Origin of the sequence: Brevibacterium sp. VCM10, from assembly GCF_000583215.1 — a bacterium.
Classification (GTDB): Bacteria; Actinomycetota; Actinomycetes; order Actinomycetales; family Brevibacteriaceae; genus Brevibacterium; species Brevibacterium linens.
On record NZ_JAJB01000030.1, the window covers coordinates 121010 to 135044 of the forward strand.

Below are 14035 nucleotides of genomic sequence, written 5' to 3' on the forward strand. Positions count from 1 at the left end.
GCGGGGACGCAGCCAGTCACAGTCGGGACGTCGCATCAGAGCCAGTCGACCTGCAGACAGCAGATTGCCCCGCACACCGATTCGGTGTGCGGGGCAATCTGTATGAAGCTGTTGGGAGAACGCCCGAGGTCAGCGCTTGCCGAAGCCCTTGTAGCGGTCCTTGAACTTCTCCACGCGGCCGGCGGAGTCGAGGATGCGCTGCTTGCCCGTGTAGAACGGGTGTGAAGCGGACGAGATCTCGACGTCGATCACGGGGTAGGTGTTGCCGTCTTCCCACTCGATGGTCTTGTCGCTCTTAGCGGTGGAGCGGGTGAGGAACTTGGTGCCGGAAGCCAGATCGTTGAACACGATCGGGGCGTATTCCGGGTGGATGTCCTTCTTCATTTTCTTACCTCTGCTGAATTCTTTCAGGCGCCTGATATGAGTTGAACTCATCTGCCAGTGCCCGAATTCGTCTGCTGGACACGCTCCGAACCGTAGGAACCGGACACGGAGCGACATTCGATTCTAACTGATGAGCCCGGACAAAGCGATTCGACACGGATCTCCTAAACTGTGGCCATGACCACGAAGCAACGACTCTCCGCTCAGTTCACTCTCCAGCCCGCCGCCACCGCTCCGGAGCTCATGGCCGAATCGACGGCCGCCGCCCTGTCGACGGTCTCCGGCGAGGTCGACGTCTTCGCCATCGATCCCCAGATCGCGGACACTGCGGCTCTCCTCGATGCCACGGATCTGCCCCCGGCCACCTCGGCGAACTGCGTCCTCGTTGCCGGTTCCCGCGGCGGTGAGGAGCGCATCGCCGCATGCATGGTGCTGGCGAACACCCGCGCCGACGTCAACAAACGGGTCAAGAAACTCCTCGATGTCCGCAAGGCCTCGTTCCTGCCGCTCGAGCGGGCCGTAGACGAATCCGGGATGGAGTACGGCGGCATCGGGCCGATCGGCTTGCCGGAGAACTACCGGGTGCTCATCGATTCCCGCGTCGCCGCGGCCGAGGAGCTCATCATCGGTTCCGGTATCCGCGGTTCCAAGCTGATTCTCTCCGGTTCCGCACTCGCGTCCCTGCCCGGCGCCGAGGTGATCGAGGACCTGGCCACCGAGATCGGCTGACCGAGTCGCTCGGTCCGGCATCGACAGTCGGTCCAGCACCGCCTGTCGGTCCGATGCTCCCCGTCTGCCGAGCGCCGTCGGTCAGTTCAGTCCCGCACGCTCGATGACGTAGTCGATGAGTGGGGCGTAGAGGTTCGGGACGACGTCATCGTCGAGCGGGATGGTCGCTTCGATCTGACCCTGCGCCTCTGCGACGAAGAGCGCCGGATCGTTGCAGTCGGCGTAGCCGATGGTTCGCAATCCCCTGCTCGACGCGGCTCCGGACCACCCGTGGTCGGCAACGACGAGGTCTGGGGCGTTGCCGCCGCGGGCTGCGAAATCGTCGAGCAGCGCATGCATCGGTTCGGCCAGGTGCGTGTGCGGACTTCCGCCGTGCAGGTGCCAGGTCCACACGTTGTTGATCTGTCGGACGTCCCCGCCGATCTCCGGGACCGGGATGAAGTGATCACGGGTGTCGATGACGGCGTCGGCGTCCTTTGCTGCGGCGGCAATTGCCATATGCACGGGCAGAAGCCCTGCGGGGTGGCCGGTGGCGAAGAGGATCCGGCCTCGGGCGTGCGCGACCTCGCCGACCGCCTCGGCGAGCTTCTCGAGCGCGTCGATGCAGGCGTCGGTGGAGATCGTGTCCACGCCCTCGACGAACTCGGGATCGGGCCGCAGGCCGCAGCGCTCAACCATGAGCGCGAACACCGAGTCATAGTCCCAGTCATGGGTGAGTTCGACACCGAAGTCGAACTGCCGCTCCTGGTCGAGGAACCGGTGGATGTGAGAGAGGTTGTTCTCCCTGGGGGTGGCAACCTCTCCGGTGATCCGTCCGGCTTCAAGAGCATGGGCTAGGGTGCTGCGGTCCACTGGGGTCCTCTCCGTCATGACTGCGGGAATGATCACTGTCTTTCCGAGACGATCATACGGATGATGAGCGCGATCATCAGTTCCTTCTCGGAATGTTCACTCATCGCGACCAGCAGCGTCATCGCTGCCAGCGCATTGTTGTCGACTCGCCTGTTGCCATCGGAGTCGATCAGCGCGCCGTTGCGGTCAAGGAAGGTGACGAACAGCGCCGCGGCGCTGCGCTTTTGTTGCCGTCGGAGAGGGGGTGGTCTTTGACGACGAAGTAGAGCAAGTGGGCCGCCTTACAGCCCCTAGAGCATCGCCTCGTTCCCTCCCCAGCAATTTATCGTCGGGAAATGCCGATGACAGTCCGCCGATGATTCTGCGTGCTTCTTCCAGGGTCAATTCCCATCCAGGCACGGAGCTCGATTTCGACGACAAGTTTCCTTCGTCATAATCTCTGAGCACGGTGAGACTTGGCAGGTACGTTGACAGTACGTCGGCAACCCCCGCAACCAATTCGTCCTGCGACCTCGTCAGCACGCTGACGATCTTTCCCAATTCTGACAACCGCCGTTGGTTGACGGTGGCTCCTTCGATCGCATAGCGACGAAGGACATCGTTTGCCCAACGGGGAAATCGCACTCCTTCCGACGACTTCACTCGAAATCCCACCGACAGGACCATGTCGAGGCTGTAGTGCTCAACCATACGTGTGACGGTTCGGGCGCCTTCTTTTTGAACTGTCGCAAATTTTGCGACAGTTGGCTCACCGTCGAGTTCCTCCCGCAGAGCGTTGTTGATATGTTTGCCGATCGTCTTCACATCACGTCCGAACAGATGCGAAAACTGATGCCGTGTCAGCCAAACGGTATCAGAATCAGTGCGCACCTCGAGCGCGGTGTCACCGTCAGCGGTCGTATACAGCTCAATCGAATTGCTCATAATCAAACGTTGAAGTGCGCCACTGACACGACTCACTCGTCCTGCAGGGCGAAGCAGGTGACCGCCGAGGCGGCCGCGACGTTGAGGGAGTCCACTCCCCCGCTCATGGGGATCATCACGGTCGAGTCACAGGCGGCGATCGTCGATCTCTTCAGTCCGTCGCCTTCGGTGCCGAACACGACAGCGGTGCGCTCGGGTGCGGTGGCGGCGAACTCGCGCAGGCTCACCGAATCATCATCGAGCGCCAGAGCCGCCACATGGAATCCGGCGTCCTGGAGTTCAGCGATCCCGGCGGGCCAGGACTCGACGCGGGTCCATGGGACTTGGAAGACCGTGCCCATCGACACGCGGATCGACCGGCGGTAGAGCGGATCGGCACAGCGCGGGGTCACGAGCACGGCATCGGCGCCGAATGCTGCCGCAGAGCGGAAGATGGCACCGACGTTCGTATGATCGACGATGTCCTCGATGACGACGAGGCGCCTGGCATCGGCGATCAGGGAGACGACCGGGGCAAGGACAGGTCGGGCCATCGCGGCCAGCGCACCTCGGTGGAGGTGGAATCCGGTCAGTGTTTCGACCGCGGAATCCGTGCCGATGAAGATCGGCACATCGCTTTCAGAAATGATGTCGGCTAAGTCGAACAGCCATTTCGGGCTGGTCAGGAACGACCGGGGCGACATTCCGACGGCATGAGCGCGGCGGATGATCTTCGAGGATTCGGCGATGAACAGCCCCTCGGCCGGTTCGCGCACGCTGCGCAGGGCGACATCGGTCAGCTGCGTATAGTCGCGCATCTCATCCAAGCCGCCGACGGCCAGATCTGCTTCGTCGAAGAAGCGCAGACGTTCGACGGCGATCCCGAATTCAGCGGACCGATCGATGACCTGCTGCCGAGTCAGGGGAGCCTTGGCCGGAGTATTCACAGCGCACGTCCGTTCACAGTGTGAGGATCCTCCAGATCGCCACGAGGCCGAGGGCCACGATGACGGCGCGCAGCAGCACCGGCGAGAACTTCCGCCCGATACGGGCGCCGTAGTACCCGCCGATGAGGGAGCCGATGGCGATGCAGACGACGGCGATCCAGTTGATCCGGTCGTGGCCGACGATGATGTACGTGCTCGCCGAAACCGTATTGACGACGAGGACGAGGACGTTCTTCAGCCCATTGAGTCGCTGCAGATCATCGGGCAGCAGCAGACCGAGCAGGGCGATGAGGATGATGCCCTGGGCGGCCGCGAAGTAGCCGCCGTAGATTGCGGTGAGGAAGACGACGGTGAGCACGGCGATGTACCGGCCGGTGGACAGGCGATCCCCCGCCGAGGCGGCCCGATGTTCGACCCCGGAGGCCTCGGCACGGCGCAGGGACCGGCTCTTCAGGTAGCGGGAGAGATACGGCTGCCCCACGACCATGATCAGAGCCACGACGAGGAGGACCGGCACGATCGTCTCGAACGCGTCCTCGGGCAGGTGCAGCAGCAGATACGCCCCGGTCAGCGACCCGAGCAGAGAGGCGGGAACGAATCCGAGGATCCGCTTCCACTGCCCCCGCAGCTCTTCACGGTATCCGAACGAGGAGGCGATATTGCCGGGGATGAGCCCCACCGCGTTGCTCATCGTCGACACCACCGGCGGTACTCCGAAGGCGACGAGCGCCGGGAAGGTGATGAGCGTTCCGGAGCCGACGACGGCGTTGATGCCTCCCGCAGCGATTCCGGCGACGATGACCAGGAGGATCTGCCACGGTTCAAGGCTCAGATTCGCCAGGAACTCCATGCTCAGAGGGCGGAACGTGCGTGGTAGCGCTGACCGTCCCGGGTGAGCTTGACGTCGATGCCGAAGGTCGCCGCAAGGTTCTCCGCCGTCAGGGTCTCCTCGATCGGACCAGCGGCCAGATCGGTGCCCTCGGACAGCAGGAGCACATGCGTGATGCCCTCCGGGATCTCCTCGACATGATGGGTGACCATGATCGTGGCCGGCGCCCATTTCGACGAGAGGATCTCCGAGAGCGCACCGAGCAGCTCCTCACGCCCGCCGAAGTCGAGTCCGGAGGCCGGCTCGTCGAGCAGCAGCAGCTCCGGGTCGGTCATGAGCGCACGCGCGATCTGCACTCGCTTGCGTTCGCCCTCGGACAGTGTGCCGAAGGTGCGATCGGCCAGATGTGTGATGTGGAACGCGGCCAGCAGATCGCGGGCGCGGTCGATGTCGTCCTGCTCGTATTCCTCCACCCAGCGTCCGGTGACGCCGTACGCGGCGGTGAGCACGGTGTCGAGGACCGCTTCTGAACTGGGAATGCGGTTGGCCAGAATCGTCGAAGCATAGCCGATGCGCGGCCGCAGTTCGAACACGTCGACGCGCCCGAGCTGCTCCTCGAGGATGCTGACGGTCCCCTTCGTCGGATGCATACGACCGGCCGCGAGTTCGAGCAGGGTCGTCTTGCCCGCACCGTTGGGTCCGAGCACCGCCCAGTGCTCGCCTTCGGCGACGGTCAGCGAGAAATCGTCGAGGAGGAAATTGGTCCCCCGGCGCACGGACACAGAATCCAGATTCAGGACTTCACTCATATCCTCAGACTCTATCGCAGTCGAGCCGTCTATCCTGGTTCGACATGGACCTGACGACCGACTCACTGCTGCTGACCCTGGCACTCAACCACCGACTGCGCTCGACCCTGCCCCCTGACGAGGTGACCTCTGCCTTCCTCGACGATGGCCGTGATGTTCCTCTCATCGTCGCCGATGAGGTCTTCGCCTCGTCCGTCCCCACCGGCCTGCTCCTGTTCATCGCCGAGGCGGCCGCCGCCGGAATCACCCATGCGCGCTTGGCGCTCCACCACCCATCCCTGCCGCACACGACTCCCCCGGTCGATCGCGCCGCCCGGACGAAGGTCGGACGCCACACCGCCCCCGTCGTCCTCCACCGCGGCGACGAACAGGCGGCGATCGCCCTCATCGGCGCCGAGGCGAACGTCGAGATCCTCGCGTGTGCGCCCACCGTCTTCCGCCCCGTCACGGTCGGAACCGCTCCGGAGGCGCTGCGGCGGCTGCGGCTGCTGGTGATGGAAGGGCTGCGCCTCATCGAGACCATCGACGTCCCCGAGGACTGGCGGCAGGGACCGTGGCGCGACTGGCAGGAGGAGCTGTCGACGCTGCATCCGATCTCCCGACTCATCCCCACCGAGGCGGATTCCCGAGCGATCTACGCCGCCCTCGACATCCACCACCGGATGCGCAGCGTGCTCGCCCCTGCGACGGTCGCGCCGGCCGAGTTCGGGGCGCTGCTGTCTCAGCTGCACCCCGCTGCCGCGGACTACATCATGGCTGTGGCTACGATGAAGGGGTGAATGAGACGCCTGAAGCCACCGCCTCCCAGATTCCCGTCCAGCTGCTCGTCATGGACGTCGACTCGACGTTCATCAACGAAGAGGTCATCGACCTCATCGCCGCCCATGCCGGGGTCGGAGACCAGGTCGCCGACATCACCGAACGCGCCATGGCCGGTGAGCTCGACTTCGCCGAATCCCTGGCCGAACGAGTCGCCCTGCTGACCGGGCTGCCGGAGACCGTGCTCGATGAGGTGCGGGAGCAGATCACCCTCACCGAGGGGGCCGCCGACCTGGTCTCGGCGGTGCACACCTCAGGTGGTCAGGTGGCCTTGGTCTCCGGCGGCTTCACCGCCATCATCGCTCCCGTCGCCGCACAGCTGGGCATCACCGACGTCTTCGCCAACGGACTCGACATCGATGACGGGAAGCTGACCGGGCGGACGAACGGCCGTGTCATCGACCCGAGCGCCAAGGCCGAGATCTTCGAGGATCTGCTCGCTGCCGGCGGATACGATCGTGCCGCCTCGGTGGCGGTCGGGGACGGCGCCAATGACATCGGCATGATCGAGGCCGCCGGTCTCGGAGTCGCCTTCTGTGCGAAGCCGGCTCTCATCGCCGCAGCAGACGCGTCCGTGGAGATACGTGACCTGCGAGCCGTGATCGATCTTGTGGCTGCCCGTGCAGACGGGTGAGCGATCCCGTCGAGGGCGTGGCACCGGTGCCATAGACCGCTGACTGACCGAAGACGCCTGTGGCGCTGACGAATGTTTCGTCAGCGCCACAGGTGTCTTGGATCGCGTCGGTCAGTCGGAGTGCTCAGACTCCGTGGAAGACTCTGATCTGCGGGGCAGGATAGTGTCCCGGCTCCACGTCCCAGCTCTCGAGGTCGAAGACCGCGATCGAGGAGGGACGGAACGCATCCGGAACCCCGCCTAGCGGATTGAGGTGGCCGACCACCTCGGCGACGGTCGGCTGGTGGCCCACGATATACGCGCACTGCGCATCCGCGGGAATCGAATTGATCGCATCCAGCCAGTCGTCGACGGACCCGGCGTAGAGCGAGGGATCCTCACGCAGGGTCAGCTCACCCGGTTCGTCAAGGTTTCGGCCATAAGCGCGGTTGACCGCTTCGACGACGGCCTGACCGGTCTGCACGGTGCGCCGGGCTGCCGAGGCGATGGCCACATCGGGTGACCAGCGCTCGGCGATCTCGGCTCCGGCTTCGACCGCTTGAGCCAGGCCCTTCGCATCCAGGGACCGTTCGAAGTCGGTGGGACCATGCGCTTCCGCCTTGGCGTGGCGGGCGAGGATGAGCACAGGCATGGGCTGTCTCAGGCTCCGGTGGAGTGGAATCCGCCGTCGACGTGGATCATCTCGCCGGTGGTGGCGGGGAACCAGTCGGAGAGCAGGGCGACGATGGCCTTGCCGGCAGGGGTGGTGTCCTTCTGGTCCCAACCCAGGGGTGCGCGGTCGCCCCACATGTCTTCGAGCGTTCCGAAACCGGGGATGGAGGTGGCGGCGGTGGTCTTCAGCGGTCCCGCCGAGACGAGGTTGACGCGCACACCGTCTTCGCCGACGTACTTCGCGAGGTAGCGGGCGGTCGATTCGAAGGCGGCCTTGGCCACACCCATCCAGTCGTAGACCGGCCAGGAGATCGTCGCATCGAAGGTCAGCCCGACGATTCCGGCGCCCTTGTTGAGCACGGGCTTCGCGGCCACGGCGATGGCCTTGAGCGAGTACGCGGAGACGTGGATGGCCGCGGACACGGAGTCCCACGGGGTGTCGAGGAAGACCCCGCCGAGGGCGTCCTTCGGGGCGAAGGCGATGGCGTGGACGATACCGTCGATGTTGCCGCCGAGGCGCTCGGGCAGGGCGTTCAGATCCTCTTCGTTCGTGGCGTCGAGTTCGATGACCTGCGGAGTCTGCGGCAGACGTTCGGCGATCACCTGAGTGATCTTCATCTGGCGGCCGAAGCTCGAGAGGATGACCTCGGCTCCCTGCTCCTGGGCGATGCGAGCAGCGGCGAAGGCGATCGACGCCTCGGTGAGCACGCCGGTGACGAGAATGCGCTTTCCGTCAAGAATTCCCATGGTGGTCCTTTCGAAAGGAAGGTGGTTGCGTGTGCATGACGCCGCCTCGGGCGGTGTCTCTGTATCGAAGTCTACGGGTTGTGGCCCGGCCAGGCCGCATCGTCTGCGGCCCAGGATCCGGTTGTGGCCGGCCCGGCACCGTCTGGATCAGTGGCCCATTCCCAGTCCGCCGTCGACGGGGATGACGGCACCGGAGATGTAGGCGGCTTCATCGGAGGCCACCCAGCAAACGACCTTGGCGACCTCGTCGGCCTCGGCGAAGCGCTTGGCCGGAATCGTCGAGAGGTATTCCTTCTGCTGCTTCTCGCTGAGTTCGTCTGTCATATCCGTGCGGATGAAGCCCGGGGCGACGACATTGGCGGTGATTCCGCGGGAGCCGACCTCGCGGGTGATGGAGCGGGCGAAGCCGACGAGTCCGGCTTTCGACGCCGAGTAGTTCGCCTGGCCGGGGACGCCGTAGAGTCCCGACACCGACGAGATGAGGACGATGCGGCCCTTCTTCGCTCGGATCATCCCGGTGATTCCGCGCTTGACCGTGCGGAAGGCACCGGTGAGATTCGTGTCGATGACGGATTCGAATTCGTCATCGTTCATCCGCATGAGCAGATTGTCGGCGGTGATTCCGGCATTGGCCACGACGACCTCGACAGGCCCGAGCTTCTCCTCGATCTCGGTGAACGCCCGATCGATCGATTCGCTGTCGGTGACATCGGCGGCCACGGCGAGAGCACCTTCGGGGGCCTGACCGTTGCGGGAGGTGACGGCCACCTTGTCCCCCTGGGCGAGGAATTCCTCGGCAATGGTGCGGCCGATTCCGCGGTTGCCGCCGGTGACGAGGACTGTGCGTGGTTCTGACACGTTGGTCTCCTGTTGATCGACTGTGTTCTTCACATCTGTCGTGGACAAACCTATCCTGTTCTTCGGCCGATGGATACGACTCTCACAAAGGACGAGTATCATGTTTGGCAGTCAGCGATCGAAGAAGGATATGGTCAGACACGCTCAGCAGATCACAACGGCAGACACCGCCCTTGATGACGATATGCGGTCCCGGATCATCAAGTATTCGATCACCATGGGCATCAGGACGGTCTGCTTCGTGGCCGCCTATTTCGCTTTCGTCGCCGATCTGCACATCCTCATGTGGATCTGCGTGGCAGGGGCGGTCGTCCTCCCCTACCCTGCGGTGATCTTCGCCAATGCGGGCCGCGAACGCACCAGCGATGATCGCTCCGCACTGCTTGATCAGGCCCCGCTGGCGGAGCTGCCGCCGGCGCGCGGTGAGACGATCTCCGGCGACACCCTCGGCGGAGAGACGGTCGGTGACGAGACGGTCGACGACCCAGATCCCCGAGGCGGCTCCCCTGACGAGACCGATCCAGGCGCGGATCACCAGCACGAAACGATCCGGGGCGAGACCATCCCGGGCGAAACCGTCCGAGGTGAGGCCGTCGATGACAATGACAAGGACAGGAGGGACCAGGTTTGAGCGAGCAGCTGCAGTGTTCGGCGAAGGAATGCCGGGCGTTCGCGACCCGGGCCCTGCTGTGGAACAACCCCCGCGTCCACACCCCGGAGAGGAAGAAGACGTGGTTGGCCTGTGATGAGCATCTCGTCTATCTGCGTGACTTCCTGACGCTGCGCGACTTCTTCATCACCGACGTCTCCGTCGACGAGATTCCAGAGGATGCAGGTTGAGCCGCTATTCCTTCCTCTTCTCCGCACGCTGGCTCAAATACATCGCCATGGCGATCATCGTCATCATCGCCTGCGTGTTCCTCGCCCTGTGGCAGAAGGACCGCCGCGATCAGCGCGAGCAGGAGATCGCGACGATCACCGCGAACTACTCCGCCGAACCCGTCGACATCACCTCGGTGCTCTCGACACCGGATTCCACGCTGGGCACCACCGATGAGTGGACTCAGGTGGAACTGACCGGTCAGTTCTCCGACTCCGACACCGTCCTCGCGCGCAACCGCACAGTCGGAGACGAACCCGGCTTCTATGTGGTGACCCCGTTCGAGATCAGCGGCGGTTCGACGATCGCCGTTGTCCGCGGGTTCACCGCCGAACAGGATTCCGTGCCGCCGGCGCCGCAGGGTGAGCAGACCGTGGTCGCCCATCTGCGTCCCGCTCAGGACGGATCCGAAGATGAGAACCCGAAGGGCCTCATCCGTGCCATCGATCCCGCGCGCATTCCCGGAATGGACGATGCCTATTCGCACGTCTACGTCGAGGCCGCACCGGCCGAGACCGGCGGCTCCCCGGAAGAGGGACTGACCCCGCTGCCGATGCCCGAGCTCGATCCCGGCAACCACCTGTCCTATATGCTCCAGTGGTTCGCCTTCGGAATCATGATCATCATCGCCGTGATCATCTCTGCCCGTCGTGAGCGCAAGGCCGCCGCAGAGGCGGTCGAACACGGCACTGCCGCCGAGAATGACATGGTCGTCATCGACAAGGCCGCGCTCGACGCGGGTGCGAAGATCAGTCAGCCCGGCAGCCGCTATGGCCGCAACCGCTGGGCCTCGCCAACCGTGCGCGGGCAGGCAGAAGCCGATGAGGATGCCCTGTTCGAGGAGCGCTTCCGCACTCAGTGAGCCGATCAGCCGAGTGAGGCCGACCGGCTCAGCCGAGCGTGATGAGCCGGCTCAGGCGAGCGTGACGAGATCGAGGTACGTGTCGTTCCACAGATCCTCGTCGCCGTCGGGCAGCAGGAGCACGCGGTCGGGATCGAGCGCGGACACCGCACCTTCATCGTGGGTGACGAGCACGATCGCACCTTCGTAGCGGCGGATGGCTGAGAGGATCTCCTCGCGGGAGGCGGGATCGAGGTTGTTCGTCGGTTCGTCGAGCAGCAGCACGTTCGCACTCGAGACCACGAGCGTGGCCAGCGCCAGACGTGTCTTCTCTCCACCGGAGAGCACTCCGGCAGGCTTGTGCACATCGTCACCGCTGAACAGGAACGAACCGAGCACATTGCGCACCGCGGTGTCATCGAGATGCGGAGAGTTCCGCGACATGTTCTCCAGCACTGTGCGTTCGAGGTCGAGGGTCTCATGCTCCTGCGCGTAGTAGCCGAGCTTGAGGCCGTGTCCGGGCACGACTTCTCCGGAGTCGGGGTCGTCGAGTCCGGCGAGCAGTCGCAGCAGCGTCGTCTTTCCGGCACCGTTGTAGCCGAGTACGACGACTCGTGTGCCCTTGTCGATGGCGAGATCGACACCGGTGAACACCTCGGTCGAACCGAAGCTGCGAGAGAGTCCCTCGGCCGTCAGCGGCACACGTCCGCAGTCGGCCGGGGCCGGGAAGCGCAGATTCGCGACCTTCTCTGTGGCGCGTTCGTCCTCGAGACCGGCGAGCAGACGGTCGGCGCGCTTGGCCATCTGCTGGGCGGCGACAGTCTTCGTCGCCTTCGCCATCATCTTGTTCGCCTGAGCGTTGAGCGCCGCGGCCTTCTTCTCGGCATTGGCACGTTCGCGGCGGCGACGCCGCTCATCGTCCTCACGCTGTTTGAGGTAGAGCCGGTAGCCCATCGAATAGATGTCGATGGTCTGACGGGTGGCATCGAGGAAGAAGACCTTGTTGACCACTTCGTCGATGAGATCGAGGTCGTGGCTGATGATGATCAGACCACCGGAGTAGGCCTTGAGGTGGTCGCGCAGCCACAGCACGGATTCGGCGTCGAGGTGGTTCGTCGGCTCGTCGAGGATCATCGTATCCGGGGCCGAGAACAGGATCCGGGCGAGTTCCACACGGCGACGCTGACCGCCGGAAAGCGTCCCGATCTCCTGGCTGATCAGTGCCTCGTCGAGGCCGAGGTTCGCAGCGATCGCGAAGGCCTCGGATTCGGCGGCATAACCACCGGCCGCGATGAACTCCGCTTCGATGCGCGGGTAGCGGTCGATGGCCTTCGTCGCCACCTTCTCGTCCGGTGAGGCCATCTGCCGTTCGGCCTTGCGCAGACGCTTGACGAGGACGTCGAGGTCACGCACCGAGAGGATGCGTTCCATGCCGGTGGCAGTGAGGTCACCGCTGCGCGGATCCTGGGGCAGATAGCCGACGGTGCCGGAGATCGACACGGATCCGGATTGGGCCGGGTGTCCGCCCATGATCACCTTGGTCAGAGTCGTCTTGCCGGCGCCGTTGCGGCCGACGAGGCCGACCCGGTCGCCCTTGTCGACGCGGAAGGACACCTCGGACATGAGGGTGCGGGCGCCGACGGCGACTTCGAGGCCTGAGGCCTGAATCATTCTGTCTCCAAACTGCGGCCGATGAGTTCGGCCAGAAATTCTTGGGGGTGTATGCCGCGGGCCTGGGCCCGGGCGACGAGTTCATCTGCGACTGAGGACGGCACACGGCAGGACACGACAGTGGTGTCCGGCCCGGCTGCTGCGGCCACGGGCGCGACGGAAACGTCGTCCTGAGCAACAGGTTCCGCCGGGTTGTCTGCCTGTTCGCCCGCCGTCGCGGTCGACGTCCCCGCGGGGACGTATCCGGGGCCTTCCGGCACGGGCGTGCCCTTCTGGAAGGCGGTGGCTGCCGCGCGGGCGCGAACGTCGGCAGCCTCATTGAGTTCGTGGTGGTTGTGTCCTTTGACCCACTCGAACTCGACCGTCCGCCCGCTCAGTTCCTCATCGAGAGACGCTAAGAGGTCCTTGTTGAGGACTTCTTTTCCATCGGCCTTCTTCCACCCTTTGCGTTTCCACCCCGGCATCCATTTGGTCAGGGCGTTGATGACGTACTGCGAATCACAGTATATCTTGAGCTCGTCGTCGCTGTCCGCGGTCGACCGGAGCAGGTCGAGGACGGCCATGAGCTCACCGCGGTTGTTCGTCGCGTTCTTCCACCCGCCGGCGTGCCAGGAGGTGTCGTCGATGTACCAGGCCCACCCGGCGGGTCCGGGGTTGCCGAGCGCAGATCCGTCGGCGGCAGCGATGATCGTCAATGGTTCTCCTTGGAAAGTCGGATTCCATTCTTTCACGCCGCTGCCTGGTTCTCGGTCCGCGGGGCGGTGATCTCCGCGACCGTCGGCTCGAAGAGTCACTCGCCGCTCCGGTGACTCTGAGAGTCGGTGCTATCGTCATACGATGGCGAAATTGAGGAAGGCGAAACTGCCCGATGCTCCTGCGGTCCCATTGACGGTCCCAGCAGACCTCACTCGGTATCGACAGAAGTTCGGGGCTCTGCGGATTCTCGTACTGGCCGGTCTCATCGCCGTCGCATTCTTCTCGTTCGGCGTCGAGACAGTGCTGGTATGCATCGTCGTTGCCTTCGTGTTCGTGGTTGCCGGCCTCATCGGTATGAAAAGCAGCCGGATCGTGTTCACCGGATCGGGCGTCGAATACCGCAACTGGTACGGCCGATCCATCACGCTCGGACGCGACGATATCGAAGGTGTCATCGTGTTCACGGACTTCCATGATGCGAGTTTCGGACGGGCCCTGCGGATCTCGATCGCACGCCGGGCGTTCAAGTCGGCGATCAGTCTGAATGGGCTGTACTGGCCTGCCGACCAGCTGTTGGGCGGCGTCTCCGTCATGGAAGACCACGGGATCAGCGTGAAGCAGTGCGACGATCGGCTGAACTTCGTCGAAGTCGCGAAGAGGTTCCCAAAGCATTCCACGTTCCTCGAACGCAACTGGGTGAAGGTCGGGCTCGGCATCGCGTTCTTCGGCGTCATAGTGCCATCGGCCATTGCGCTGGTCCACGACGCGATCGTCTAGTTTCGCGT

The 14035-nt window shown here is 64.3% G+C and carries 18 protein-coding genes; 7 read left to right on the plus strand and 11 right to left on the minus strand.

The window, feature by feature from the left end:
* Positions 1–129: 129 nt before the first annotated feature.
* The gene (locus tag AD89_RS0109700; protein WP_009375892.1) at positions 130–384 is read right to left on the minus strand and encodes a type B 50S ribosomal protein L31; all 255 of its coding nucleotides are present in this window, start codon (positions 382–384) and stop codon (positions 130–132) included.
* Positions 385–561: 177 nt separating this feature from the next.
* Between AD89_RS0109700 and AD89_RS0109705 the strand changes: the two genes are divergently transcribed.
* Entirely contained in the window at positions 562–1113 is a 552-nt protein-coding gene (locus AD89_RS0109705) for a YbaK/EbsC family protein (protein ID WP_025778405.1), read from the plus strand.
* Positions 1114–1194: 81 nt separating this feature from the next.
* On the opposite strand, the gene AD89_RS0109710 is transcribed toward AD89_RS0109705, so the two are convergent.
* The 5 genes from AD89_RS0109710 to AD89_RS0109730 form a co-directional block, all read right to left on the minus strand.
* Positions 1195–1965 (minus strand): phosphatase, encoded by a 771-nt coding sequence (locus tag AD89_RS0109710; protein ID WP_035320341.1) that lies wholly within the window; start codon positions 1963–1965, stop codon positions 1195–1197.
* 186 nt (positions 1966–2151) lie between these two features.
* Positions 2152–2889, minus strand: a complete 738-nt coding sequence (locus AD89_RS19680) for a virulence RhuM family protein (RefSeq protein ID WP_197021735.1) — start codon at positions 2887–2889, stop codon at positions 2152–2154.
* Positions 2890–2921: 32 nt separating this feature from the next.
* A complete protein-coding gene (locus AD89_RS0109720) occupies positions 2922–3815 on the minus strand; it encodes a TrmH family RNA methyltransferase (protein WP_025778407.1) in 894 nt (297 codons plus the stop codon).
* Between the two features lie 13 nt (positions 3816–3828).
* A complete protein-coding gene (locus AD89_RS0109725) occupies positions 3829–4665 on the minus strand; it encodes a sulfite exporter TauE/SafE family protein (RefSeq protein ID WP_025778408.1) in 837 nt (278 codons plus the stop codon).
* Positions 4666–4667: 2 nt separating this feature from the next.
* Complete coding sequence (locus AD89_RS0109730; RefSeq protein ID WP_025778409.1) at positions 4668–5453, minus strand: ABC transporter ATP-binding protein; 786 nt, start codon at positions 5451–5453, stop codon at positions 4668–4670.
* Between the two features lie 44 nt (positions 5454–5497).
* On the opposite strand from AD89_RS0109730, the gene AD89_RS0109735 reads away from it, so the two are divergent.
* Both AD89_RS0109735 and serB read left to right on the plus strand, forming a co-directional pair.
* Positions 5498–6232 carry a hypothetical protein gene (locus AD89_RS0109735; protein WP_025778410.1) on the plus strand — a complete coding sequence of 245 codons (735 nt, stop codon included), beginning with the start codon at positions 5498–5500 and terminating at the stop codon, positions 6230–6232.
* The gene (gene serB / locus AD89_RS0109740) at positions 6229–6906 is read left to right on the plus strand and encodes a phosphoserine phosphatase SerB (RefSeq protein ID WP_025778411.1); all 678 of its coding nucleotides are present in this window, start codon (positions 6229–6231) and stop codon (positions 6904–6906) included. Before AD89_RS0109735 ends, serB begins: the two co-directional genes overlap by 4 nt.
* A gap of 124 nt (positions 6907–7030) precedes the next feature.
* On the opposite strand, the gene AD89_RS0109745 is transcribed toward serB, so the two are convergent.
* The 3 genes from AD89_RS0109745 to AD89_RS0109755 form a co-directional block, all read right to left on the minus strand.
* Entirely contained in the window at positions 7031–7537 is a 507-nt protein-coding gene (locus tag AD89_RS0109745; RefSeq protein ID WP_025778412.1) for a SixA phosphatase family protein, read from the minus strand.
* Between the two features lie 8 nt (positions 7538–7545).
* Positions 7546–8304: an enoyl-ACP reductase FabI gene (gene fabI / locus AD89_RS0109750; RefSeq protein WP_025778413.1), complete on the minus strand. Its 759-nt coding sequence runs from the start codon at positions 8302–8304 to the stop codon at positions 7546–7548.
* Positions 8305–8451: 147 nt separating this feature from the next.
* Complete coding sequence (locus tag AD89_RS0109755; protein WP_025778414.1) at positions 8452–9162, minus strand: beta-ketoacyl-ACP reductase; 711 nt, start codon at positions 9160–9162, stop codon at positions 8452–8454.
* 130 nt (positions 9163–9292) lie between these two features.
* Here AD89_RS0109755 and AD89_RS18405 point away from each other — a divergent pair, with 130 nt between their 5' ends.
* From AD89_RS18405 to AD89_RS0109770, 3 genes are read left to right on the plus strand one after another with little or no spacing between them, the layout of a single operon-like run.
* Positions 9293–9793 (plus strand): DUF3099 domain-containing protein, encoded by a 501-nt coding sequence (locus AD89_RS18405; protein ID WP_025778415.1) that lies wholly within the window; start codon positions 9293–9295, stop codon positions 9791–9793.
* Positions 9790–10002, plus strand: a complete 213-nt coding sequence (locus tag AD89_RS0109765; protein WP_025778416.1) for a hypothetical protein — start codon at positions 9790–9792, stop codon at positions 10000–10002. The genes AD89_RS18405 and AD89_RS0109765 overlap by 4 nt, the downstream gene beginning before the upstream one ends.
* Entirely contained in the window at positions 9999–10904 is a 906-nt protein-coding gene (locus tag AD89_RS0109770; RefSeq protein ID WP_025778417.1) for an SURF1 family cytochrome oxidase biogenesis protein, read from the plus strand. Before AD89_RS0109765 ends, AD89_RS0109770 begins: the two co-directional genes overlap by 4 nt.
* A 51-nt stretch (positions 10905–10955) precedes the next feature.
* Here AD89_RS0109770 and AD89_RS0109775 read toward each other — a convergent pair whose 3' ends face one another.
* Complete coding sequence (locus AD89_RS0109775; RefSeq protein WP_025778418.1) at positions 10956–12554, minus strand: ABC-F family ATP-binding cassette domain-containing protein; 1599 nt, start codon at positions 12552–12554, stop codon at positions 10956–10958.
* Positions 12551–13249, minus strand: coding sequence for a ribonuclease H family protein (locus AD89_RS0109780; protein ID WP_025778419.1), 699 nt, complete (start codon positions 13247–13249; stop codon positions 12551–12553). Before AD89_RS0109780 ends, AD89_RS0109775 begins: the two co-directional genes overlap by 4 nt.
* A gap of 142 nt (positions 13250–13391) precedes the next feature.
* Here AD89_RS0109780 and AD89_RS0109785 point away from each other — a divergent pair, with 142 nt between their 5' ends.
* Positions 13392–14027: a hypothetical protein gene (locus AD89_RS0109785; RefSeq protein WP_155807404.1), complete on the plus strand. Its 636-nt coding sequence runs from the start codon at positions 13392–13394 to the stop codon at positions 14025–14027.
* The last annotated feature ends 8 nt before the right edge of the window (positions 14028–14035 follow it).